This window comes from Leptotrichia sp. oral taxon 847 (genome assembly GCF_001553645.1).
GTDB lineage: Bacteria > Fusobacteriota > Fusobacteriia > Fusobacteriales > Leptotrichiaceae > Leptotrichia.
In genome coordinates this window covers 1,651,921-1,676,101 of record NZ_CP014231.1, presented here as the reverse complement: position 1 = coordinate 1,676,101, position 24,181 = coordinate 1,651,921, and the positions used below count along the sequence as shown (strand labels likewise).

At 28.1% G+C, this 24,181-nt stretch carries 29 protein-coding genes; 12 read left to right on the top strand and 17 right to left on the bottom strand.

The annotated features are described in order from the left end of the window. Positions 1-203 precede the first annotated feature (203 nt). The 11 genes from AXF11_RS11080 (at position 204) to ybaK (ending at position 5,864) form a co-directional block, all read left to right on the top strand. Entirely contained in the window at positions 204-326 is a 123-nt protein-coding gene (locus AXF11_RS11080; protein WP_082729440.1) for a POTRA domain-containing protein, read from the top strand. A gap of 160 nt (positions 327-486) precedes the next feature. Further along, complete coding sequence (locus AXF11_RS10615) at positions 487-636, top strand: hypothetical protein (RefSeq protein ID WP_156440400.1); 150 nt, start codon at positions 487-489, stop codon at positions 634-636. A 131-nt stretch (positions 637-767) separates the two neighbouring features. Continuing rightward, entirely contained in the window at positions 768-1,034 is a 267-nt protein-coding gene (locus AXF11_RS07840) for a hypothetical protein (protein ID WP_068156780.1), read from the top strand. Next, on the top strand, positions 1,016-1,435 hold the full coding sequence (locus AXF11_RS07835; protein ID WP_068156776.1) for a hypothetical protein: 420 nt from the start codon (positions 1,016-1,018) through the stop codon (positions 1,433-1,435). Before AXF11_RS07840 ends, AXF11_RS07835 begins: the two co-directional genes overlap by 19 nt. Before the next feature lie 117 nt (positions 1,436-1,552). Next, positions 1,553-1,690 carry a hypothetical protein gene (locus AXF11_RS10610; RefSeq protein WP_156440399.1) on the top strand — a complete coding sequence of 46 codons (138 nt, stop codon included), beginning with the start codon at positions 1,553-1,555 and terminating at the stop codon, positions 1,688-1,690. Beyond that, the gene (locus AXF11_RS07830) at positions 1,691-2,953 is read left to right on the top strand and encodes a hypothetical protein (RefSeq protein WP_068156773.1); all 1,263 of its coding nucleotides are present in this window, start codon (positions 1,691-1,693) and stop codon (positions 2,951-2,953) included. Positions 2,954-3,048: 95 nt separating this feature from the next. Next, a complete protein-coding gene (locus AXF11_RS07825; protein ID WP_068156770.1) occupies positions 3,049-3,549 on the top strand; it encodes a hypothetical protein in 501 nt (166 codons plus the stop codon). Between the two features lie 67 nt (positions 3,550-3,616). After that, the gene (locus tag AXF11_RS07820) at positions 3,617-4,015 is read left to right on the top strand and encodes a hypothetical protein (RefSeq protein ID WP_068156766.1); all 399 of its coding nucleotides are present in this window, start codon (positions 3,617-3,619) and stop codon (positions 4,013-4,015) included. 58 nt (positions 4,016-4,073) lie between these two features. Next, a complete protein-coding gene (locus AXF11_RS07815; protein WP_068158323.1) occupies positions 4,074-4,649 on the top strand; it encodes a hypothetical protein in 576 nt (191 codons plus the stop codon). A 113-nt stretch (positions 4,650-4,762) separates the two neighbouring features. Further along, complete coding sequence (locus AXF11_RS07810; protein WP_068156764.1) at positions 4,763-5,170, top strand: hypothetical protein; 408 nt, start codon at positions 4,763-4,765, stop codon at positions 5,168-5,170. Positions 5,171-5,369: 199 nt separating this feature from the next. Continuing rightward, complete coding sequence (ybaK, locus tag AXF11_RS07805) at positions 5,370-5,864, top strand: Cys-tRNA(Pro) deacylase (RefSeq protein ID WP_231724680.1); 495 nt, start codon at positions 5,370-5,372, stop codon at positions 5,862-5,864. A gap of 61 nt (positions 5,865-5,925) precedes the next feature. Here ybaK and AXF11_RS07800 read toward each other — a convergent pair whose 3' ends face one another. The 3 genes from AXF11_RS07800 to AXF11_RS07790 all read right to left on the bottom strand — a co-directional run bounded on the left by AXF11_RS07800 (position 5,926) and on the right by AXF11_RS07790 (position 8,899). Beyond that, entirely contained in the window at positions 5,926-6,786 is an 861-nt protein-coding gene (locus AXF11_RS07800; RefSeq protein WP_197416868.1) for an ATP-binding cassette domain-containing protein, read from the bottom strand. Between the two features lie 154 nt (positions 6,787-6,940). Continuing rightward, positions 6,941-7,642, bottom strand: a complete 702-nt coding sequence (locus AXF11_RS07795; protein WP_068156756.1) for a GTP-binding protein — start codon at positions 7,640-7,642, stop codon at positions 6,941-6,943. 18 nt (positions 7,643-7,660) lie between these two features. Then, positions 7,661-8,899, bottom strand: coding sequence for an ABC transporter substrate-binding protein (locus tag AXF11_RS07790; protein WP_068156754.1), 1,239 nt, complete (start codon positions 8,897-8,899; stop codon positions 7,661-7,663). 293 nt (positions 8,900-9,192) lie between these two features. Here AXF11_RS07790 and priA point away from each other — a divergent pair, with 293 nt between their 5' ends. Then, the gene (priA, locus tag AXF11_RS07785) at positions 9,193-11,367 is read left to right on the top strand and encodes a replication restart helicase PriA (protein ID WP_068156751.1); all 2,175 of its coding nucleotides are present in this window, start codon (positions 9,193-9,195) and stop codon (positions 11,365-11,367) included. Positions 11,368-11,562: 195 nt separating this feature from the next. On the opposite strand, the gene proC is transcribed toward priA, so the two are convergent. The 14 genes from proC to guaB form a co-directional block, all read right to left on the bottom strand. Continuing rightward, on the bottom strand, positions 11,563-12,369 hold the full coding sequence (gene proC, locus AXF11_RS07780) for a pyrroline-5-carboxylate reductase (RefSeq protein ID WP_068156748.1): 807 nt from the start codon (positions 12,367-12,369) through the stop codon (positions 11,563-11,565). A 45-nt stretch (positions 12,370-12,414) separates the two neighbouring features. After that, on the bottom strand, positions 12,415-13,287 hold the full coding sequence (locus AXF11_RS07775; protein ID WP_068156746.1) for a tetratricopeptide repeat protein: 873 nt from the start codon (positions 13,285-13,287) through the stop codon (positions 12,415-12,417). A 98-nt stretch (positions 13,288-13,385) separates the two neighbouring features. Beyond that, complete coding sequence (locus AXF11_RS07770; protein WP_068156743.1) at positions 13,386-14,645, bottom strand: glutamate-5-semialdehyde dehydrogenase; 1,260 nt, start codon at positions 14,643-14,645, stop codon at positions 13,386-13,388. Between the two features lie 117 nt (positions 14,646-14,762). Continuing rightward, a complete protein-coding gene (gene proB, locus AXF11_RS07765) occupies positions 14,763-15,911 on the bottom strand; it encodes a glutamate 5-kinase (RefSeq protein ID WP_068156740.1) in 1,149 nt (382 codons plus the stop codon). Positions 15,912-15,955: 44 nt separating this feature from the next. Further along, positions 15,956-16,174, bottom strand: a complete 219-nt coding sequence (locus AXF11_RS07760) for a hypothetical protein (protein ID WP_068156738.1) — start codon at positions 16,172-16,174, stop codon at positions 15,956-15,958. Between the two features lie 51 nt (positions 16,175-16,225). Further along, positions 16,226-17,674 (bottom strand): alpha-amylase, encoded by a 1,449-nt coding sequence (locus AXF11_RS07755; RefSeq protein ID WP_068156735.1) that lies wholly within the window; start codon positions 17,672-17,674, stop codon positions 16,226-16,228. Positions 17,675-17,762: 88 nt separating this feature from the next. After that, on the bottom strand, positions 17,763-18,509 hold the full coding sequence (gene kdsB, locus AXF11_RS07750; RefSeq protein WP_068156732.1) for a 3-deoxy-manno-octulosonate cytidylyltransferase: 747 nt from the start codon (positions 18,507-18,509) through the stop codon (positions 17,763-17,765). Positions 18,510-18,726: 217 nt separating this feature from the next. Then, positions 18,727-20,190, bottom strand: a complete 1,464-nt coding sequence (locus tag AXF11_RS07745; protein WP_068156729.1) for a D-alanyl-D-alanine carboxypeptidase family protein — start codon at positions 20,188-20,190, stop codon at positions 18,727-18,729. A gap of 31 nt (positions 20,191-20,221) precedes the next feature. Continuing rightward, positions 20,222-20,866, bottom strand: coding sequence for an endonuclease III (nth, locus tag AXF11_RS07740; RefSeq protein ID WP_068156726.1), 645 nt, complete (start codon positions 20,864-20,866; stop codon positions 20,222-20,224). 37 nt (positions 20,867-20,903) lie between these two features. Next, positions 20,904-21,575, bottom strand: a complete 672-nt coding sequence (locus AXF11_RS07735; RefSeq protein WP_068156723.1) for a TraX family protein — start codon at positions 21,573-21,575, stop codon at positions 20,904-20,906. After that, a complete protein-coding gene (locus AXF11_RS07730) occupies positions 21,576-21,857 on the bottom strand; it encodes a cupin domain-containing protein (RefSeq protein ID WP_068156721.1) in 282 nt (93 codons plus the stop codon). A gap of 174 nt (positions 21,858-22,031) precedes the next feature. Then, positions 22,032-22,328, bottom strand: a complete 297-nt coding sequence (locus AXF11_RS10900) for a hypothetical protein (protein ID WP_231724679.1) — start codon at positions 22,326-22,328, stop codon at positions 22,032-22,034. Then, positions 22,325-22,618 carry a hypothetical protein gene (locus AXF11_RS10895; RefSeq protein ID WP_231724678.1) on the bottom strand — a complete coding sequence of 98 codons (294 nt, stop codon included), beginning with the start codon at positions 22,616-22,618 and terminating at the stop codon, positions 22,325-22,327. Before AXF11_RS10895 ends, AXF11_RS10900 begins: the two co-directional genes overlap by 4 nt. A gap of 79 nt (positions 22,619-22,697) precedes the next feature. Continuing rightward, a complete protein-coding gene (guaB, locus tag AXF11_RS07720) occupies positions 22,698-24,173 on the bottom strand; it encodes an IMP dehydrogenase (RefSeq protein ID WP_068156718.1) in 1,476 nt (491 codons plus the stop codon). Positions 24,174-24,181 lie beyond the last annotated feature (8 nt).

Sequence of the window (24,181 nt, the reverse complement as noted above, 5' to 3'; positions counted from 1 at the left end):
TAAAAAAATTTATGACGAAAAATAAAATTATGTTTAAATTACAATATAATTTTAAATATTTTAGTTAAAAGAAGAATTGCAGTAGCAAGATTTTTAATTGACTTTTCTTTTAATTTATGTTAAAATTATTCAATTTATATTAGCATTAGGTGAAAAATATAAAAAATATATAACGATACTAATTTTTTTCCTAGTAATTATTAATTTTTCAGCTTACTAATAAATTAGTTTCTAAAGGGTATATTACAAGTATTGCGACAGTTTCAGATAAAAATGATTTGACTATAGGGACTTTAAAACTTAAAAATTGTCGTAGAGAAAATTGAAGATGTCAGAATCAACATTTTTTAATTTATTCCTGATTACAAGATGTTATTTTGTTTAATATTTTTTATTTTACATAAGGGAGAAAGTACCACTCTTTCCCCTTATAATCCCCATGTCAGTCTAAAGATTCAAAAATGATACATTACAAGGAGAATATTAATGTATAAAAAAATAAAAATTTTTCAAGATATTTATTTGTATAATTATTACGAAAACAATATTTTTATTTCGGAGTATACAGAAACAAAATTTGGTGTAACAGGAGATTTTCAAGAAGATGGAGATATAACAGAAAATATGATAAGATAGGAACATAATTTAAATTTAAGGGCAAATTATGATAGTAATAAAATATTTGATAATTTTAGTATAGAAGAAGAAAAGCAAAGAGAAAAAAGGATAAAACAATTATTAAAAGAAATGGAAAGAGGTAAGTAAAAATGTTTTTTTTAAAAGTTTTTTTTATTTGTTTGCTATTTTTTAGCCAGATTGCTTATTCAGAAGAGGATAATTCTAAAGTTCATGATGAATACATGCCACCTGGTGACTATATGGAAATTTTATTCGAATCACCAAATTATGGAATGTCTTCAAAAATGATTTTATATTTTACTGTTAATATATTTGTTTATGTCAGAGAAGATTTATTTAGAGATATGAGTAAAAAACTCAGCTATATGAAAAATTTATGGAAGAGGAAAGTTTAAGAGATTATTTTTCAGACCATACTACTCTTGATTTTTTATATGGTAGAATAAATCTTGAAGGAGAATATTTAACTTTGAAATTATATTTCATTGACGAAAAAACTAACGAATTAAAAGTAAAAATGTTTAGAGAGGGTAATAGAAGAAAAATATCTGAAGTTGAAAGAATTATAGAAAGAATCGATGAAGAAGAATATCCAGTTCCAAAGATAAAACATACAACTATACCGAAAGAAAATATTGCAATTATAACAAGAAAAATAAAATATTTTGGTTCAAATATAGGAATTTCAGGAAATTATAAAGAACTTTATGAAAAAGTGATTGAAATATTTAAGGATAAACTACCGTCAATTGTGCATTATGTAAGACGACCAGAATTTGAACTTATAAATGAGTAAGAGAGTATTTGAGAGTGTCCAGAATTATGGATATTCTCAAAATATTTTTTAAAATCAGCAGCTTATATAGTTCAACCTTTTTATCAGGATGAATCTACTACTTTAATTTTTGAAAAAATGGTAAATGATCAAGATTTTGGGAAAAGACCTGAAAATAGAAGGTTTTACTACAGAGACAATATGGAAGAATACAGACTAGAATTCGATACTTTAGAAGAATTACATGATTATTTTGAGAGAAACGGAGGAAAATAAATGAAAATACTTTTAATCTTTATACATTTTATTTTTTCTGTGTTTCTTTTTGGTAATTTTAAGAACAATAACACGATAAGTAAAAAAATATTTTCTATTAAAACAAAAAGTAAAGATAGTTTAAAATACATGCCAGATGAAATTTTAGTATTCACTTGTAGACTAGTAATTCCTGACAATGATGATGATTATTGTTCAAAATCGCCGGAAGAACGATTAAAAATGTTTGAAACAACTACGATAATGTTGGATTATTATGAAAATGGTTTAGTGGAAATATTTTATCCAAAAAAAATTAATTATAATCTTTACGAGATAGAGACAGAAACTTATAAATTATCCAAAACCAAGCAAAGATTTTTTGACAAGTTGAATCCAGAAATAGTAAAAGATAATGAAATACGGTATATGAATATGAGCTATGAAGAATTAAATGTAATTCCGCCTTATTCTTTTATAGGGTGGATAATGGAAGGAAATAAACCATCAGATTATTTTAAATACAATTTATCTTCTGATATAGTATATGATGTAGATTATGGAAATAAAAATTTTATTCTTGATAATAAATTAGGAGAAAATTTAGATAATAATGCAAAAGATTTTATTTCAAATTTACAAAATATTATTTTTTCAAGAAAAGAAAAAAGAAAATTTAAAGATATTACTTGGAATTCCCAAAATGATATATGCTATTCTTACAAAGGTGAGGAAATTCATTCAAATAATGGACAATGTTCAACAAAAACAGCATTTTATATACCTTTTGAAGAAGTGAATAATAAAAAATCAAATAAGATAAAATTAAAAAATTATTCACTAGGAATGCAAATTAATCGTAAAAATTTTATAGATAATTCATATTACAATATATCAAAAATTAATATAAGTGATGAAAATGTGATAAATTTAAAAAAAATTCAAAAAATATTAGGAATTAATTTAGTTATTTTTGAAGACGTCAATTTAGAAAAGTCAAAAAAAATAGAATTATCTAAAGAGGCGATATTATCAATATCAAAAGATAAAATAGATGATAAAGAATTTGAAAATTCTAAAAAATATGTCACAAGTAGTAAAATGACGAAATCAAAAAATCCTAAAATTATCAAGTTTAATGAAAAAGAAATAAAAAATCCAATAATTTATGAGATAATGTATAGAGGATATATGTTTAAATTAGTGGGAGATGAAAATTTATATCAAAATCAAGAAATTAAAGATTTGATAGTGTATTTAAAAAGTTTAGAGCAATATATGTAATTTTTGATTAGAAGATAATTAAAATCTTGAATAATTAAATAAAAAATTTTTTCACTATTTTATTAATATTTTTAGAAAAATTTTTAATTTCTCTAGTGAATATTAGAGTAAACGCTGGATTTAAAAGTTCAAGAATTAATTCAAGCTCTCATACTGAAGGTGCTGTAGTTACAACAATGAAACCAATGAATGAAAATTCAAGTATAACTTACAACAACGTAAACAACATAACTTATCAGGGGACGCAGGCACAAGGCGGAACAGCATACATTTCAAAAGATGGTGTTCATACGATAGTAAGCAACATAAATGCAGAAGGGAACTCAACAAAGGCAGGATTGATTGGAACACTTGCGGAAGAAGCGAGTCATATTGTAAATGGAGTGGCAGGAAGACAGATAGCGACTGGAATTGAAGAAAGAGTACTTGAAAGTACAGGAAGCGCTGCAAATGCTTACTTTAAGGAGAAATATAAGGATAGTAAGCAAGGCATGACTTATGTATCTGATGGGAAGATCGATACTAGCAAGCTGGAGACTAATGTTGGAGATATTGCAATTTATTTAGAACCAAAAGCGGAAGTAGGTGAATTGTAAAAGGCGGTATTAATTTAGGAATTTATGTATTAGGAAATAAATTTAAAGGAAAGAAAGGTAAAAAATAATGTGCTATGTAATAATAAAGGATAAAATGAGAATGGGGATATATCATAATATTAATATATGGATAGATGGTAAAATTATTGAATTAAAGCCAAAGTCAGAAATAAAAATAAATAAAAAAAATATTAAAAATAATGTTTTATATTTTTCTACAACATATTTTAAATCTAAAAAGTTAATATTGAATTTATCAGAAAATAAAAATATCGAAATAGAAATAATAAATAATATGAAACCTCTATTTTCTATTATTATAGTTAATATGTTTATAATTTCAATTTTAATTTTATTAAAAATAAGTATTTTTTATTTAATCATTTTATATATGATTTTTATAATTTTACAAAATTTTTTGATTTTATTTTTTGGAATTGGAATTGAAGTTAAAGAAATTAAATAGAATTACTTATTTTAAGCTAGTAAAGAAGGAGGGAATAGTAGAGGGAGAGGGAGATAAAATGGGAAAAAAATATGTTTTAAATAAAACACAAGGAATCAATGGAATAAATAAAATTTCATTAAAAAAAATTATTGAAATTTTTTCTTACCCAAAAGATGTAGAAATACTATTGGATATTAATAAAATAACATTAGATATAAAATTACTTTATGATGAGCTGTCTATACTGTATTCATTAATTTTCTCGGTTAAAGATACTAGTGTTCCTGAAAGTCAATTCTTAACATTTGTATTAAAAAAATTATATTTAGACGAAAGACTAAATATAAAAATTGGTGATGATTTAAGAACCGTTCTTTCCAAAATAAAAAAAATTTTGAGAAAGTATAATAAAAATTTGGATTTTAAATATGAAGAAGATAAGTATTCAGGTAGATATTTGTTTGATGATGGAAATATTGATATATTTTTCCAAAAATATAAAAATAAAAAAATAGTTGATGATATAATGATAAGTTTGCCTTACGAAGATATATTATCTGATAATTATATTGTTGATGAAATTAAGGATATTATGGAAATAAAGAATAAGATTGATAGTTTTTTTTGGGAGAGTGTCCAAAATTTTGTGTAAACTCATGATTACAATTTAACAGGACTTACTAACGAAGCAATGAAATATTTAAAAGGACATAAAAAAGATATTGAGAAACTTTTTAAAAAGAAAGGAAAAAGGTAAATACTATTATGCAATTAAAAATAAAAAATAATATTTTTTTAATGAATTACGATTATATTACGATATGGATTAATCAAGAAAAATATAATTTAAAATATAATTTTGAAATTACTAAAAATATTTTAAACACGGATGAGAAAATAGAAATTGTATATGCTATTTTTTCAAGAAAAAGTAAAAAAATATACATCAATTGTAAAAACAAAGAAGTATTGAGTTTATCTTTAAAATTAAATTTATTTAGTTTAATTTTAGATATAATTAATTTTATTATGTATATTTTGATATGTATGATAGCTTTTACTATTTTTTCATCTGGTTTTAATTGCTTATTTTTTATAGTGATCTATATATTTTTTAGTTTTTTTATAAATCTCTTCTTAGCAGTAAAAAGAATAAGTTTAGTAGAAAATTGAAAAGTAAAGTGAGATGTTAAGATGTAAGTAAAACATAACAAACCAGAATGACACCCTCATCATCCTGTTTAGAGAAAAATAGTGCATTTTTGTAAAAGACCAATTGTAGAAGATTATTTTTTTGTTTAAAAATAAAAAAGTTTTTGTTATAATATTAATATAAAAAATAAGAGATTTTATTATTAGGAGACTGACAAATATGAAACATAAAATACCGAAAACAAATGCACTTAGAATTTTGGACAAACAAAAAATTCATTATGATATTCACACTTATGAATGGAATGAAGATAAACATATAGGAGCTGAAGTTGGCAATCATTTTCCAGAATTAGCCGACAGAATTTTTAAGACGATTGTGCTAAAAGGGAAAAGTAAAGAGCTTTTTGTCTGTGTCATTCAAAGTGAAAAACATTTGGATTTAAAAAAAGTGGCAAAAGCCTGTGGTGAAAAAAATATTGATCTACTTCCGCTTTCTGAGCTTGAAAAAAATACTGGCTACATTCGTGGAGGATGTTCTCCCGTTGGAATGAAGAAAAAATACAAGACTTTTTTTGATACAGAAGCAAAAATGTTTGATAAAATAGTTGTTTCCGCTGGAAAGCGAGGACTTCAAATGGAAGTTAAAACTGAAGAATTGATAAAAGTTGTGGATGGAAAACTTGCAGAACTTGTGATGACTGAAGAAAAATAAAAGTTTTTAAAATAAAAATATATTGCACTTAATTTTAGCAATATATTTTTTTATTTATAATTTATAATTTTAAAGTTTCCAATTTCAAGATTTCCCCATTTCTCAAATCTGCTCTCATCTTTTGAATTTTTGCATCCATTTTTTCCAATTCTTTTAAAATTTTTTTCTCTTCCGAACTTGTTTCTATAATTTTTGCAATTCCACCATTTTTTATGATAACCCTTTTATCTGCGATTAAAGCTAGTGTTGGATCGTGAGTTGCCATCAAAACAATTTTATCCGCTGAAACTAGTAATTCCAAAGCTTTTTTCCTGTCAATCCCGGCATTTTCTATTTCGTCAATTAAAACGATTGGTGACGAACTTAAAATTGCTGTATCGGCTATCATTAAAGCTCTCGACTGTCCTCCGCTCAAAGCTGTAATCGCTGTATCCAAATTAAATTTTTCGCCCGCCAATTTATTTGCTTCTAAAATTATTTTTTCAGTTACCGCTTCCACATCTTCAACCATTCGGCTTTTTGCATGCAATTCTAAAAACTCCTTAACAGATAAATCCATTACAAAATTCATATTTTGCGATAATTGAGCGACCAATTTATTGTTTGAAGAAAATCTCCACTTTTTATCAGGTGATTGGTTATTAATCAAAATTTCTCTTTGAGTTGGTGTATCTTTTTGCGCTGTCCACTCAATATCAGCCAAAAGTCGTGATTTTCCAGAACCTGTAGGACCTACAATCGAAATTACCTCTGATTTATGAATATCCAATTTCCCAAAACCTTCCGCATTTCCCATTTTATCTTGTCCTGCTAAAATTGTCAGTGTTTCAACTCCTGTTTCATCTTCCATCCCCAAAAACAGTTTCATCTGCTCAATATACTCAATCAATGATTCCTCAATTTTTTCAGTATCTAACGCCATGTCCTCTTTTTGTTCCTCAGTAAATATCTTCAAAAAATTACTAAAAGTTTTGTCTTTATAACCCTCAATAATTATATTGTTTTCGACAAAAAAATTTTCTGCAAATGGATATTTTTCCAATAATTCATTCATTGTCAGTCTATCGACCAAATTTCTATTCATTCATATCACCTAAATTCATTTTTCTGACATTTCCCATTTGATATTTTTCACCAATTCTTGTTTCACCTAAGCAATACGAACAAAGTGCTGATGGCATTGGAAATCTAAGTTTTTTCCCTTGAACTGTCTCAATTTCTTTTTCTTTCTCATACAGCAATGTGCTCAATTCGTAAGCTCCTTGTCCAGTCAAGCCATTTACGTGCATCGTTACCGCAGTAGGATTTACTGAATTAACTCTTGATGCAAAAACTTCCCTTTCCGCCTGTGAAACAATATCTCCTTTTGTAATAATAACAATGTCAGCTGATTTCAACATTGGACCAATTTTTTTAGGCGTATTAATTCCCGACAAATTATCAATTACACAGATTCCTTTTATATCTTTAATGTACGGTGAGCAACGGTTACACAAACCCGCAGATTCCGTAATTAAAATTGCTAGCCCCAACTTTTTTCCCCATTGCACGACTTCTTCGATGTTTGACACAAAAAAGTGATCTGGACATAAAGCTCCCGAAATCCCTTTTTTCACTGGAATTCCTGCTTTTTCATAAAGTTTGTCGTCATCTGTATACAAACAATCAAATTTTACCACACCAACTGACATTTTTTGTTTTTTTAGTGCATCAACCGTTTTCAAGATAACACTTGTTTTTCCTGAAGACGGCGGTCCTGAAAATATAACTAAATTCATAATTTTCTCCCAATTTTATTAAAAATATTTTTTTATTTCCTCATTGAATAATTTTTCACTGTTTCTAATAACTTCTCCTATGTTATTCTTGTAAATAAAATCCCAGCCAACCCACTTAAAATTTTGACTTTTTTCCAAGTGATTGTCAACATTTGGATTTGTTGTAGGAAATTTCCCATTTGCCGAAAATAAATTTCCAATTTTTTCTGATAAAAATAAATCTAAAAATGGTTTAATTTTATCCGCTTTTTCTTTTTTTGTAATCATAAAAATTGGACTTAAAAGTGCTCCGTCTTTTGGCCATACAACTTTTAGATCACTTGCTCCATTTACCATTTGTGAAAAAAAGTAAGGTATGATACTTATTGCAGGTGCTTCATTTGATTTTGTTTTTGTTTTCACCATCTGTGCTGGATGAAGATTTTTTTGGTAAACTTTTGCAAGCTTTTTAATTCCATCATCTCCATACTCTTTGTAAACCATCACAATTAAAGCGTTAAACAAATCTAAATCTGCCATTGGAAGCGCAACTGAATTTTCAAATTCATCAGTTAAAATATCATCCCAAGTTTGCGGTATTTTTCTATTTTTCAAAGCCGTTTTATTTACCAAAAACACCGCGGGAACCACTCCCATTATCGCATATCTTTTTTTAGGATCATGTAAATCAATATTTTCATTGTAAAAATCTTTATTCATATTTTCTAAATGCGTTTCAAAAACTCCATTTTCCATATATTGTCCCATCAAATTCTTATCAAAAAAAAGTTCAAATCCAGCTGATAACAAAACATCAGGAACTTTATTAACATCCCCAGTTTTCACTTTTTCAATAATCCAATCAAGTCCCAAATTAGCAGATTGTAATTCATATTTAACCAAATAATCATTTTTTTTATTTTGTTCGTCAACCCACTTTTTAATACCTTCAAGTAGCGGAATTCTAATCGGACAAGGCAAAACACCTTCAATCAAAACATCTTTTTGTGTGTCAACCTCATTCTCACTAATTTTATTTTCTTCCAAAGAAATATCAACATCCCCATCTTTTTCCAAAAAAGCATTAACTTTTTCCAAAAACAATTCTGGATTAATTTTTTTCGACTTCAGTGCCATTCCCAATTTTATATTTTTACCCATAATTTGCAACATTTTTTTATTCTTAAGATTGTCAAATCCATTTGCGATAAAAAAATCATACATTTTTGGATTGCTATTTATAATATCATACAGCGTTTTATTCAACAAATTCTCCATAATCTTCCCTTTCACATCTCAAAAATTAGTTTTAGACTTGTTTATAACCTCTGATAATTTTTTCTAGAAAAAATTTTTGATTATTTATTTTTTTCAAAAATCAAAGTTACTAAACAAGTCCTTTTAAAGTAATAAATTTTGTAAAATATTTGCTCTTCGAATAGAAGTTTACCATATTTTGTAAAAAAAATCTGTAATATATATTACAAAATTACTATTTAAAAAAAATCAATTGATTTTTTTATAAATAAAATGTAAAATAAATATAATTTATAAAAAAGGAATTTGGTAAAATGTATTATTACGAAATTTATGTGGAAAATAATGTGAGACTTTTTACGTACAAATCTAACGAAAAGTATGAAATTGGACAATGGTGTATCGTTAATTTTGTAAACCACGATAAAATGGGATTAATTGTAAATATTGTAAAAGAAGAAAAAATTGACTTTGACCAAAAAAAATTAAAGTCTATCGTTTGCGCTGCTCCCGTTCTTTCGATTCCACTTGAAATAATGAAACTTGCAAAATGGATAAAAAACTATTACTTAAGCGATTTTTTTAGTGTTTTTAAAACCATTTATCCAGGAACATTAAAATTAAATTATTCGAAAAAAGCTATTTATCTGAAAGATTTTGACAAAAATTTGGAAAATTTGGAAGTGAATAAGTTTAACAAATATATGAAAAAAAAATTAGAAGTTACATTAATCACTTTAAAGAAAAATTTTTCAGAAGAAATTATTGAAAAAGCTATAAAACAAAAAGTTATTTCAGTTGAAAAAAAAGTTATTTTAAATTCTAAAATTTCGAATAAAAGAAAAAATACAGGAAAAATTGTTGAAAAAAAGATAACTTTGAACGAAGAACAGCAAAATGCTGTAAATACTATAAAAAATAGTAAAAAACAAATTTTCCTACTAAAAGGAATTACTGGTTCTGGAAAGACTGAGATTTATATCAATCTTATAAAGGAAGCGCTAAAAAATGGATATGGAAGCATATTTTTGGTGCCAGAAATTTCACTAACAACACAGATGATAGAGCGACTGGAAGAAGAATTTTTAGATGAAGTTGCTATTTTGCACAGTAAACTTAGCGATAAAGAAAAGCGAGAAGAATGGACTTTTATTAGAAATGGGGAGAAAAAAATCGTAATCGGAGCAAGATCTGCCATCTTTGCGCCTGTTCAAAACTTAAAATACATAATTGTTGACGAGGAACATGAAAATACTTACAAGCAGGAAAATAATCCCCGTTATCACACAAAAAATGTCGCAATAAAAAGAGCGCTTTTAAATGAAAATACAAAAGTCAAAGTTATCTTAGGCTCAGCAACTCCATCGTTTGAGAGTTTTTATCAAGCAAATCAAGGCGATATACAGTTAATTGAGCTAAAAAATAGATTTCAAAATTCTAAAATTCCAGAATATGAAATTGTAAATTTAAACGAAACAACAGAAAATTTTTCAGAAAAACTGTTAAAAGAAATATCTCAAACTTTGCAAAAAAAAGAGCAAATTATACTAATTTTAAATAGAAAAGCGTTTTCAAACTTTTTAAAATGCAAAAATTGCCAAAATATTCCAACTTGTCCAAATTGCAGTATTTCGCTAACTTATTATAAAAAAACAAATCAATTAAAATGTCATTACTGCGGATACGAAGAACATTTTAGTGGATTTTGCAAGGAATGCGGTTCTAAGAAAATGCAGCAGATAGGAACCGGAACTGAAAAAGTTGAAGAAGAATTGAAAGAATTTTTTCCAAATGCAAAAATGATAAGAGTAGATTCTGAAACGATGAAAACTAAAAGCGACTACGAAAAAATTTACAATGACTTTAAAAATCAAAAATATGATATAATGCTAGGAACTCAAGTTATTGCAAAAGGATTACACTTCCCAAATGTTACTTTGGTCGGAATTATTAATGCTGACATAATTTTAAATCTTCCAGATTTTCGTGCCGGAGAAAAAACTTTTCAGCTGTTGACACAGGCTTCTGGACGAGCGGGAAGAGGTTCAAAAGATGGAAAAGTCATAATTCAGACATTTAACGAAAATAACGATGTCATAACGAAAACTATTGAAAACAACTATGAAGGTTACTACAAAAATGAGCTATTTTTGCGAAAATCTTTTAATTATCCTCCTTTTGGACGACTTATTGTTATTGTAATTTCTTCTACAAAAGAAAATTTAGCATGTGAAAAAGCAAATATTTTTTATAAATATATTTCCAAAACTGTAAATAAAAATATAAAAATATCCGCAAACGAATTTATTTCAGAGCCTTTTCGTGCTCCAATTTTTAAAATAAATTCAAGATTTCGCTACCAAATTTATTTTAAATTTAACAAAGAAAATATACCAAAAATAAAAAAAATTATAAAAAAATATTTGGCTAAATTTAATGACAGCAATGTGAGAATTACAGTTGATGTTGATCCTGTTAATATGATGTAAAAAAAGGGAGATTCCTTTACAACAAAGGCTTTTCTCCCATTAAAATATCTTGTATAATTTTTTTTATTAATTATTAAGTATAATAAAAATCCATAATTTTTTTCACCAAATACTATTCATAATATATAAGTAGAAAGTTTTTCAACTTAGTAAAAAGAAAAACTAAACAAAAAATTCAGTTTTCCTTTATAAAATTTATTTTTCTCCTGCCATTTCTTTCGACTTTTCTGTACAAGCCACAACTGCTCCAATTACATTTCCACGAAAATTTCCATTTTCCAAAACTCTAACGGCTTCGATTGTTGTTCCCGCTGGAGAGCATACTTCGTCTTTTAACTGTCCTGGATGTTTTCCAGTTTCTAATAGCATTTTTGCTGAACCTGCCACAGCTTGTGCTACTATTTTATATGCTTTATCTCTTGGCATTCCACAAAGTACGCCACCGTCAGCCAGTGCTTCCATAAACATGTAGACATACGCTGGAAGTGAACCGCTAATTCCTGTATATGCGTGCATTAATTTTTCTTCGATTTCCACACTTTTTCCAAAACTGTTTAAAAAATTAAAAATTATCTCTTTTTCAGAATTTTCAATATTTTTATTAAATGTAACTGCCGTCATTCCTGAAAGTACCTGAGCAGGAGTATTTGGCATTGTTCTAACAACTTTTTTATCCTCTCCCAAAGCATTTTCAATCACAGAAATACTTATTCCAGCCGCAATTGTCAAAATAATCGTATCTTTTTTCACATTTTCGCTCAAATTTTTCAAAACGACAGGAATTATATGGGGTTTTACTGACAAAACAATAATATCACTATTTTCTGCCAGCTCTTTTTCACTATTTACGGCATTTACTCCATATTCTTTGACTAAATTATTCACTTTGTCTTTGTCCAAATCGAAAATATTTATATTTTCATTTTTCTCAAATTTTGAAGACAAAATTCCTTTAATTATCGAACTTCCCATATTTCCTGTTCCAATAAATCCTATTTTCATCTTTTGCTCCTTTTTTTATTTATGATAAATTTAACTTTTCACATATTATTTTTTGTCTTTAGTTTTCATATCATCGTATGCTTTAATCAAAAGCCCTGTAAATTCAATAGATTTTAATTTTTCAAAATTTTCTTTATACAATTTAGAATTTTTATTTTTATAAAGTTTCTCATTTTTGTCATACATCGCAACCAATAACTTATCTACATCGGGATATCCATTTTCTTTCATTTTAAAGAAAATATCATCTTTGAAAAAGTCTATTGCATCAGTTAATTTATTTTGATCTAAATAATTATATATGATTATTTTCTGTGCATCCATAATATAATGTTCTTTTGCATCTTGAGTTATATACCAATAATCAAGTTTTTTTATCTTGTTATATTTTTCAATTGCTTTCTTCATATATTCAGTACTTTCAGAATATTTCTTTTCATCTGCCAATTTCAAAGCCCATTGATAATAACCTTCTGGATATTCAGGAAACAACGACATAATTTTTTGAATTGTTTCGTTAGATTTTTTCTTATCACCTAAATACGCATATGCGATTGCCATATTATTATAAGGTCTAGGATTTTTTGGATTTAATTTTATTGCTTTTTGATAATATTCGATTGCTTTTTTACTATCTTTATTAATCATTCTTTCGTATGTTCCAATATAAAGCATTGCAAGATAATTTTTCCCATCTAATTGAACTGCTTCTTCAAATGGTTTTTTTGACTTAGAAAAATCTACTTCCTGCATTTTAATTCCTTCAAAAGTTTTTTCAAGTGATTTTTCATTTATCTTCAAATCTTTTAATTCTTGCCTTGTAACTCTCATAATTTCTTCTTGACTTTCAGCAAAAATTTCAAAAGTTAACATAAAAAAAGCTAACAAAATCAAAATTTTAAAATACTTATTTTTCACAATAATCTCCTTTTTCATAATTCTTAATTACAAAATCTAAACTTTTAATAATCAAAATTTTTTATATTCTGACTTCAATATTTTACACAAAAAATTTTTTATTCTCTAATTTGCCCATTTCCACGAATTACATACTTAGTCGTAGTCAATTCTCTCACTCCCATAGGCCCACGAGCGTGTAATTTTTGTGTAGAAATTCCGATTTCTCCACCAAATCCAAATTCTCCGCCGTCAGAAAATCTAGTTGACGCATTCAAATAAACCGCTGCTGAATCCACTTCATTCAAAAATTTTTCAGCATTTTCAATATTTTTGGTGATAATCGAATCCGAGTGATGTGTACCGTATTCATTGATATAATGGATTGCTTCTTCCACATTGTCCACCAATTTTAGCGACATCACCATATCTAAGTATTCCGCCCCAAAATCTTCATCTTGAGCCAATTTCACATCATTTCTGTTTCCCACAATGTCAAGAGCTTCTTTACTGTATCTAAGCTCTACTTTATCTTTTATCAGCATATCCGTCAATTTTGGCAATATTTTATTTGCAATATTTTTGTGAACCAAAACCGTTTCAATCGAATTACAAGTGCTTGGTCTTTGAGTTTTTGCGTTTTCAATTATTGGTAAAGCCATCTCAATATCTGCGCTTTCATCAACGAAAATATGACAAACTCCAGCTCCTGTCTCAATTACAGGAATTGTCGCATTTTCAATCATAAATTTTTTTAAACCTTTTCCACCTCTTGGAATCAAAACATCAATATATTCATTTAAAGTTATCATATCTTTTACCAATTCCCGTTCTGGCTTTTCAATCAACTGAACTGAATTTTCAGGAATTCCCGCTTTTTTCCCAACTTCATTAAATAACTTATTCAAATAAATATTTGAATTTATTGCATTTTCAGAACCTCTCAAAATTACTGCATTTGAAGATTTTAAACATAGCCCTGCCGCATCAATCGTAACATTTGGTCTTGATTCATAAATCATTCCAATCACGCCAAGTGGGACTCTTTTTTTCGCAATCGACATCCCATTTTTGTGATTCCATCCAGTTAAAATCTCTCCAATCGGATCGGTAAATGCTGCAATTTCTCTCAAACTTTGCGCCATCCCTTCAATTCTAGCGTCTGTCAATTCCATTCTGTCAAGTAGCGCAAAACTAAGATCCATCTTTTTCCCATTTTCCAAATCAATTTTATTTTCCGCTTTTATTTCTTCTTTTTTTTCAATTATTTCATCCGCAATGGCACGAAGCGCATTATTTTTAGTTTTTGTATCAAGTGTCAAAAGTTTTTGTGATGCAATTTTTGCTTTTTTACCCATTTCTTCAATATATTCATTCATAATTTTTTCTCCCATTTCAATTTATTAATAATTTTTTAAAAATTATTCAAAGTCATTTTATTCTGACCCCAAAAATTTTTTAATATCTAAATATTAATAAATTTTTTAAAATTAAATTTATACATTTTCAATCAGAACAATATTGTCCGCATGAATCACTACGTTGTCATATTTATGACCTAATATCTTTTCAATATCTTCACTTTTTTGACCTTTTATCAGCTCGATTTCATCCGACGAATAATTTGAAATTCCATTTGCAATAATTTTATTTTTAGAATTTTTTATTTCCAAAACTCCACCTCTGTCAAATGTTTCAAAAACTGATTTTATTCCTATTGGAAGTAAACTTTTTCCTGAAAGTAAAGCTTTTTCCGCTCCTTCATCAATTACAACTTCACCTTTTTTATCTGGTCCATAAGCAAGCCAGTATTTTTTAGCGCTAATTTTTTTATTCTTTCTCACAAATAACGTTCCAATGTTTTCTTTTTCCACAACTCTTGAGATATTTCTTGGATCGTCTCCATTTACAATCACAAGATTTGTCCCAATTTTTGTTGCCATTTCCGCAGCCATTATTTTGGTAATCATTCCACCTGTCCCAAATTTTGAGCCTTTTTCACCAGCCATATTTTTTATATCTTCGCTTATATCACCAACAATTTCAATTAAATTGGCATCTTCATACTTTCTAGGATTTTTGTTATAAAGACCGTCGATATCTGACAAAATAATGAGTAGATCCGCATCAATCAATCCTGAAACTAACGCTGACATCGTATCATTATCTCCCACTTTCAATTTCAATTCATCCGAAACAATTGCGTCATTTTCGTTTATGACGGGAATTATTTTCCTATCTAAAAAAGCATTGCACACATTTCTTACATTCAAATATCTTTTTCTGTCTGAAAATTCTTCTTTAGTCAAAAGCAGTTGTCCAATGAGCTTGTCATACTTTTTAAAAAAAGTCTGATACACCTGCATAAGTGTCACTTGTCCAACTGCTGATAACATCTGCTTTTCTGAGAGTAATTTTGGTCTTTCTTCAATTTCAAGTAGACCCATTCCAGCTCCAACTGCTCCAGATGAAACGAGTATCACATCAAATCCTTTATCCTGAAGATTACTGATTTCTACAACTATTTTTTTCATTTTTTGCAAATCCAGCTGTCCATTTTCATCAGTTAACGTAGAAGTTCCCACTTTTATTACTATTCTTTGTATATCTTCTAAAATTTCTTCTCTTTTATTCTGTTTTTTCATACTTTAAAAAGCTACATTTTTTGTAACTTCTCCTTTCTGTAGTTTTATAATCCACTCTCATTTGTACCTGACGATTTTGGTTTTGGCTGAGTACTTTGAATATTTCTAGTATTATTTTTTTTATTTATTAAATCTTTACAAATATTCGTTTTCGTACAAGTATATCCTCCAGCAACAGCTCCAGCTCCAAGTGCAACCGCTGTACATGAATTAATTACTCCGACTAATATTGACAACATTAGTACTAATTTTATTTTTTTCATAATTTTTTCTCCTTTAATTTTATTTTTTTATTTTATATTTTTTCATATTTCTTATTGTTTTTTCGGTACCCAAACTGAAATTTTTTGTGCTTCAACACGAAATACGGCAGCTCCATCTTCATCAATTACCACGTCTTCAAATCCACTTCCTGTAACTTCTTCCCAAACTTGTCCTATTCTATCTTTTCCAACTTCAATTACTTTTTCTCCAGCTTCATTATTGGACAAAACAGCCACGCATCCTGTATTTATTTCATTTTCTCTACCTTTTCTGTAAAAGGCGATTATATTTGGATCATCAAAATAATTTATCTGTTCTCCATAGGCATTATTTCTTCTCACATAAAGAAGTTTATCTATCACCCATCCGTGCGGACTTTTATTGTTTCCTACGCCGTAATAATCTCCGTAGAATAAGCATGGGTAACCTTTTTCAGAAAGTAATATTATCGCATAGGCGTGTGGAATAAACCAACTTTCTATTTCAGATTCCAGAGCACTTCCTTTTTGCGAATCGTGATTATCCACAAATGTTACCGCTTTAATTGGATCCATAAGCATCACTGAATTATCCAGTATTGTTGTCAAATCATAATTTTCTTTTTCCACCGAAGCTTTGTGAAAATTAAAATGAAGTCCCACGTCAAATAAATCAGTTTCATATCCTATATTTTCCAAATAAGTTTTTAAAGTATCCAAGTCATCTTTCCAATATTCTCCGACAGAATAAAATTCTTCTCCATAAACTTTTCTTACTTCAATTAAAAATTCTTTGATAAAATCTCCGCTTATATGTTTTACAGCGTCCATTCTGAATCCATCGAGATTTAATTCATTCACGACCCATTTTCCCCAGTTTATAATTTCATTTCTCACTTCAGGGTGTGAATAATCCACATCGGCATTCATAAGATAGTCATAATTTCCAAGTTCAGAATCTACATTTTCTGCCCATCCTTTATTTTCTCCAACAATTTTATAAATTGCATTTTTTCCTGTCAAATTATCATAGTCAACTCCGCTAAAAAGAGTATGGTTCCATTCAAATTCAGAATACTTCTTATTTCTTCCAGGAAAAGTAAATTTTGTCCATCCTTCAATCTCTTTTGGTTCTGAAATTTCTTCATTTCTATTTTCAGGATCCACCTCTATTACCGAAAATCTTTCTGTTTCGTCAGCACCTCCTTTATGATTAAGTACAGCGTCCAAATAGACATTTATTCCATATTTATGAAGTTCATTAATCGCATCAATGAGTTCTTCTTTTGTTCCGTATTTTGTACGCACAGTTCCTTTTTGATTAAACTCTCCCAAATCCCACAAATCATAAGCACCGTATCCAACATCTCCTGAAAAAGTCCCTTTATAGGCAGGAGGAATCCAAACTGCTGAAACTCCAATTTCTTTTAGATGAGCGGCATCATTTTTTAGTCTTTCCCAATGTTTTCCATCATCAGCTAAATTCCACTCAAAATATTGTATCATTACTCCATTTAACATATTTACCACTTCCAAATTCTTATTTTATAAATTACAACACTAAACGCAACAATTTTTTTAAAATCTATAATTTAGTCAATAAATTACTTTATTTTAAAACAATGTTATTCTCTTTAACAAACTTTATAACTTCTTCCAAGTCCTCTTTTGTATCAACTCCAATAACTTTGGAATCCGTTTCTAAAACTTTTATTTTATAACCATTTTCCATAAATTTTAACTGTTCAAGCGACTCCATTCTTTGCAAAATTCCATCTTTCAAATTACTAAGTTCATTTAAAAATTTTGTCGTATATCCATAAATCCCAATATGTCGATAATATTTAAAATTTTGTATTTTTCCCCGCTCAAATGGAATTGGAAGTCTACTAAAATAAATTGCATTATCATAAAAATCCGTAATAACTTTTACGACATTCGGATTTAAAATATCACTTTTTTCAATAATTTCTTGCTTTAATGTAATAATTTCAGACTTTTGGCTTCTATAATTATCAGCCAAAATATTTATAGACTTAATATCTATTAAAGGCTCGTCCCCCTGAATATTTATTACAAAATCAAAATCTTTATATTTTTCTCTATTTATAACTTCAATTATTCTCGAAGTCCCGTTTTTGTGATTGTTTGAAGTCATAACCACATTTCCACCAAATTTTTTAACTGCATCAAATATTCTTTTATCGTCAGTTGCAACAGTTAATTTATCAATATTAGCATTTTTTGCTCGCTTATAAACCCATTCAATCATTGGATTTCCATTTATATCTTTTAATGGCTTGCCTTCAAATCTTGTAGAAGCATATCTTGCTGGTATCACTCCCAATATCTTCATATTTTTCTCCCTTTTTTAATTTATACTAAAAACTCATTTAATAGATAAAAACTATACTTTACTTATGACAAAGAGTCTTGTCCCCTTGATAAAAAATTTACTATTCAATATGAAAAATAGCACTATAATTTTATCATATTTTTTAATAATTTGCACAAAAAAACACTCTCAAGAATATTAAATTTAAATTAATTCTTAAAAGTGTGATTTTTTTGTTTTATGCCATTCCAAAAGTTACAAATCTTAAAACTTTCCCAAGTAATGACAACTGTTTGTAATTATTGGTTGCAACTATATCAATTGTATTTACAACTTTATTATCATTTGACAAAACTTGTAATTTCCCGATTACATCTCCTTTTGAAATTCCATCTTTTTCTGCCGTAACTTTTAAATCTTTTACTTCAAATTTATAGTCCGTATTTCCCAATTGATACACATTTTCAGCTAAAATTCCAGTAATTTCTTTCTTTACAGCATCTTTTATTTTAAATTTGTTTGCTACAACTTGTCCCGCCTTGTAAATTGGCACAAGATTTTTTTCTATCGCATAAAATTCCTGTTTCTGACTTTCTGTTCTCTCAACATCACTCTTATTTCCAAGCGAAACTGAAATTATTTCAAGATTTCCTATCTTACTGGAAACTATCATATTATATCCAGCTTGTTCATGAAATCCTGTTTTAAGTCCAAAAACTCCAAATTGACCCAGCAAATGATTACGATTGTTATAAACAACTTCCTCACCTTTGTCATTTAATAAGTCAAGCTCTTTTTCACTCATCCATTCTCTAAGTCTTTCATCTTTAATCGCTTGTCGCCCTAATAAATACATATCATGCGCTGTTGACATATCCATTTGTTTTTTTGTCATCGAAGTCGGAAGTCCTGCTGGCGTGAAATACTGGGTATCTTTCATTCCAAATTCTTTTGCTTTTTCATTCATAAGTTTCACATAATTGTCAAGATTTCCTTTTCCAATATGATAAGCAACCATATAAGCTGCGTTATTGGCAGAGTAAACTATTTCCGCACGAAGTAAATCTCTTAATGAAAAACAATCCCCCGCTTTTGCATTTAACCAACTTCCGCCTGTATTTACTATATCAGGCGTAAAACAAACTTTATCATTCAGACTCACCTTTCCTTTGTCAATCTGGTCAAGTGCAACCATAATGTTCATAACTTTTGTAAGCGAAGCAATTGGATGCTTTTGTCTTGAAGCTTCATCTTTTATCACTTTTCCATCTGTTGTTGCTATAAATTTTAGGACTTTTCCGTTATACTTTGACTCCCCTTCTTTTTCTTTTTCTACCGCTTTTACAATTTTCACATTTTTTTTCGATTTTGTCAAAGAATCTGTCTGGGATTTTGAGTTTTTACCTTTGCCATTTAATGTATCTGATACTTTCGAAGATGTATTTTTAGAATTTTTGGAATTCCACTCACTTTTGTTTTTATGTTTTTTATTATGTTTTGATGATTTTTTTGAGTACTTATGAGTGCTGTTTCCACGATTTGTTGCTTGCTCTATTTCATCTAAACTACTTTTCACCACCTTTACTGCTTCACTTTTACTACTACCGCTGTCCTGCTTTTCACTCGTTCCTTCTCCTTCCCCATACAACAGAACTGCAAAAAATATTGTTAAAATTAAAATTTTTTTTGTTTTACTAAACATTACTTTCCTTTCTTTTTTTATTTATCAATCTTTATTTATTAATTAACTTTTGTCCATGTTTACAATATTTATTTATTTCACATTCCAAACATTTTGGTCTTCTGGCTACGCATTTATCTCTACCGTGCAAAATCAAATAGTGCGAGTATTCAAACCAATATTTTTTTGGAATAAATTTTACGAGTTCCTTTTCAATTATTTCTGGATTATCGCTTTCAACAAATCCAATTAAATTTGAAAGTCTTTTAACATGTGTATCTACGACAATTCCTTGCCTTATATTCCACAAATCTCCCAATATGACATTTGCTGTCTTTCTCCCAACACCTGGAAGAACTAACAACTCGTCCATCGTTTTTGGTAACTTGTCGTTATATTTTTCTTTCAACATTTGAGCATTTAATTTTATATTCTTGGCTTTATTTCTAAAAAATCCCGTTGATTTAATATACTCTTCCAGCGTTTTAATATCCATTTTCCTAACGTCGCAAGGATTTTTTATCACTTTAAATAATTCTTTTGTAACAATGTTTACTCTTGCATCCGTACATTGTGCTGAAAGTATAACAGCTATCATAAACTGAAATGGTGTTTCGTAATTTAACACAGCCTTTACTGTACCAAATTTTTTTTTCAATATTGGAAATATTTTGTCAAATCTTTCTTTTTTTGTCATTTTACCACCTTATTTATTTCAATTTTCACTTTTCATATCACAACTTCTTAAGAAAGAAATTTATTCCTTCTAAAATTAAAAAATGTATCGGATAAAATAAATAGAAAAAATATTTTAAACTTTTGCCTCTTTTTCCATTGTAAAAAAATATGAAAATCAATGAAAATATTGAAAAAAACTGTATTTTAAATAGTCCGAAAACATTTGGAAAAATTATAACTGCCAAATTTAATAAAAAAAACGCTAAAAGCAAAAATAATTTATTGTTTCTAAAAATATTAAAAACCAAAATTAATAAAATTCCGTATATTCCGTAATCAAAATCGAATTTTTTAGTTACGTAAAAAATAAAAAATATTAAAAATATTTTTAATAAAATAAAAGCATATACTGGAATTTTAAATTTATTTTTTAAATTTACAATAGAAACCGCAAGTAATCCAAAAAATAAAGTAAAAAATATATTTACAGGATAATAAAGATTAAATAAAATTGCAGGAATTTGTATAATTACTGCAAAAGTAAATAATCTTACTAAATATTTTTTTAAATTACTTGTGTGAAAGTAACCTTCATTAAGAGAAAATGCAAATATTGGAAAAGCAATTCTTCCAATTACGTTAAGTATTTGATTTCCACCAATCACATAGTGATAATGGTCAATAAACATTGTTATTATACCAATTATCTTTATCCAAAATAAATCCATCTATTTTTTTATAAGCGTAACACTGAATTCAGAATCTTCTATTGCAACTACATTTATAAAGTTTATTCCATCAAATTGCAAAATTTCTCCCGGTACCAAAATATGATTTTCTTTTTCGTTTAAAAATACTTCCACTTTTCCTTTTAAAACTGTAAAAACAACTTCTTCATTTTCATGATTATGTTTTTCAACTTTCTCACCTTTTTTTAATTCTTTTTTAACTAACATGAAATTATCTTTTGAAAATAATACTCCAATTTCACTTTTTACATTTCCAACCATAAAATCCCTCCAATACTTTTTTCATACTTTGATTTTATCAAATACAATAAAAAAAATCAAGATTATTTTTATTTTTTTTAAAACTGAATCCTCAATTAAATGACAGCAGAATTTGTGAAAATATTAATTAAATTAAAAAATAGAGTAAATTTTTTAAATCTACTCCGTTATTTTTTAATTTTCACTAAAATATTTATTTTGCTCATCTGTCAAAACTGAACGAATTTGCTCATTTCTTTTTTGTTTTAACTCTTCATACTTTTGTGTAAACATTTCTAAACTTAATCTGTCATTCTTTAATTTTTCTACATTTCTTTTAAAATCACGTTCAAATTTTAACACTTTCGCTTTTTGTTCATTTGATAAATTTACATTGTCTTCGAGCTTTTTAATTCTGTCAATTTTTTCATTAAAAGACTGTTTTTTTGAATTTATGTAAGAATTATATTCTTCTAACTGCTCATTTGTCAATATTTTTGCGATTTCTTCATATCTTTGTGTTTCAATTTTCCCAATTTTTTCTTTTTTTCTTCAAATGTTATTAACTCTTTTTCAACGTCTTTTGCTTTATTTTGATATTTGTCAAATATTTTTTCTAATTTTTTCTGTTGCTTTTTTGTTGCATTCAACTTTTTAAAAATATCTCCTTTGGAAACTTTTACAGTGTAAACTTTTTCGTAATAATCTTCATAAGAATAAGAAAGTCTACTCATTCCAAAAACTATCACTAAAAAAACAACTAAATTTTTTAATCTTTTCATTTTTTTCCTTTCAAAATTTTCTCTAGCTTTAAATTTTAGACTATCTTAAAAAATTATGGCTAAGACAGTCTATGTTATTTTATTTATTTGAATTATTATAGTTTGGTGCTTCTTTTGTGATAATTACATCATGAGGATGACTTTCTTTAAGTCCTGCTCCTGTTATTTTCACAAATTTTCCATTTTTTTTCAAATCTTCAATTGTTGGTGTCCCACAATATCCCATTCCTGAACGAAGTCCTCCACAAATTTGGTAAACTGTATCCTTTAAGGCACCTTTATATGGAACCATTGATTCTATTCCTTCTGGAACTAATTTTTCTGTGGCTGATTCCAATTGAAAATATCTATCTTTACTTCCTCTTTTCATAGCCGCAAGTGATCCCATTCCAGCATAAGTTTTGAATTTTCTTCCGTTGTACAAGATTTCTTCTCCCGGCGCTTCATCAGTTCCAGCAAGCATTCCACCAAGCATTACACAATCCGCTCCAGCTGCAATTGCTTTTACCACGTCTCCAGACAATTTAATTCCACCATCTGCTATTACTCCAATTCCTTTTTCACTACAAACTTCGGCAACATCCATAACTGCTGAAATTTGTGGAACTCCTACTCCTGCCACAACTCTCGTCGTACAGATTGAGCCAGGTCCAACACCAACTTTTACTGCATTTACTCCAGCTTCAATCAAATCAAGTGCGGCTTCCTTCGTAACAATATTTCCACCGATAATGTCCAATTTTGGAAAAGCTTCTCTAATTTCTTTAATTTTATTTATAACCGCTTTTGAATGCCCATGAGCTGAATCCACCGCAATTATATCAACTCCCGCCTCAACTAAAGCTTGAACTCTTCTTACAGAATCAGGTCCAACACCAACTCCCGCTCCCACACGAAGTCGTCCTTGACTGTCTTTTGCGGCATTTGGATAATTTATTACATTGTCAATGTCTTTTATCGTGATTAATCCTTTTAGTTTTGTTCCTTCCACAATTGGCAATTTTTCAATTCTATGTTGAAGCAATATTGTTTTTGCTTCATCTAGTGTAGTTCCAACTGGCGCTGTTATTAAATTTTCTTTTGTCATAATTTCTGTAACTTTAGATGACAAATCTTCTCTATATTTTAAATCCCTATTTGTAATAATCCCTTTTAAATTCCCTTCGCCATCAACTACTGGAAGTCCTGAAATTTTATACTCTCTCATAAGTTTATTAGCATCTTCCAAAATGGCATCTTGACGCAATGTAACAGGATTTGTAATCATTCCGCTCTCATATCTTTTGACTCTTGCCACTTCCTCAGCTTGTCTTTCAATCGTCATATTTTTATGAATAAACCCGATTCCACCTTCTCTTGCAATAGCAATTGCAAGCTTTGATTCTGTTACAGTATCCATAGCGGCACTCAAAATTGGCACATTTAATTCCAAACTTTTAGTCAGCTTTGTCTTTAACACAACTTGATTAGGCGCTACTTCTGACGCTTGTGGAATGAGAAGTACATCGTCAAATGTCAATCCTTCAGAAATTACAATTTTGTTTTTTTTATCCATTTTTTCTT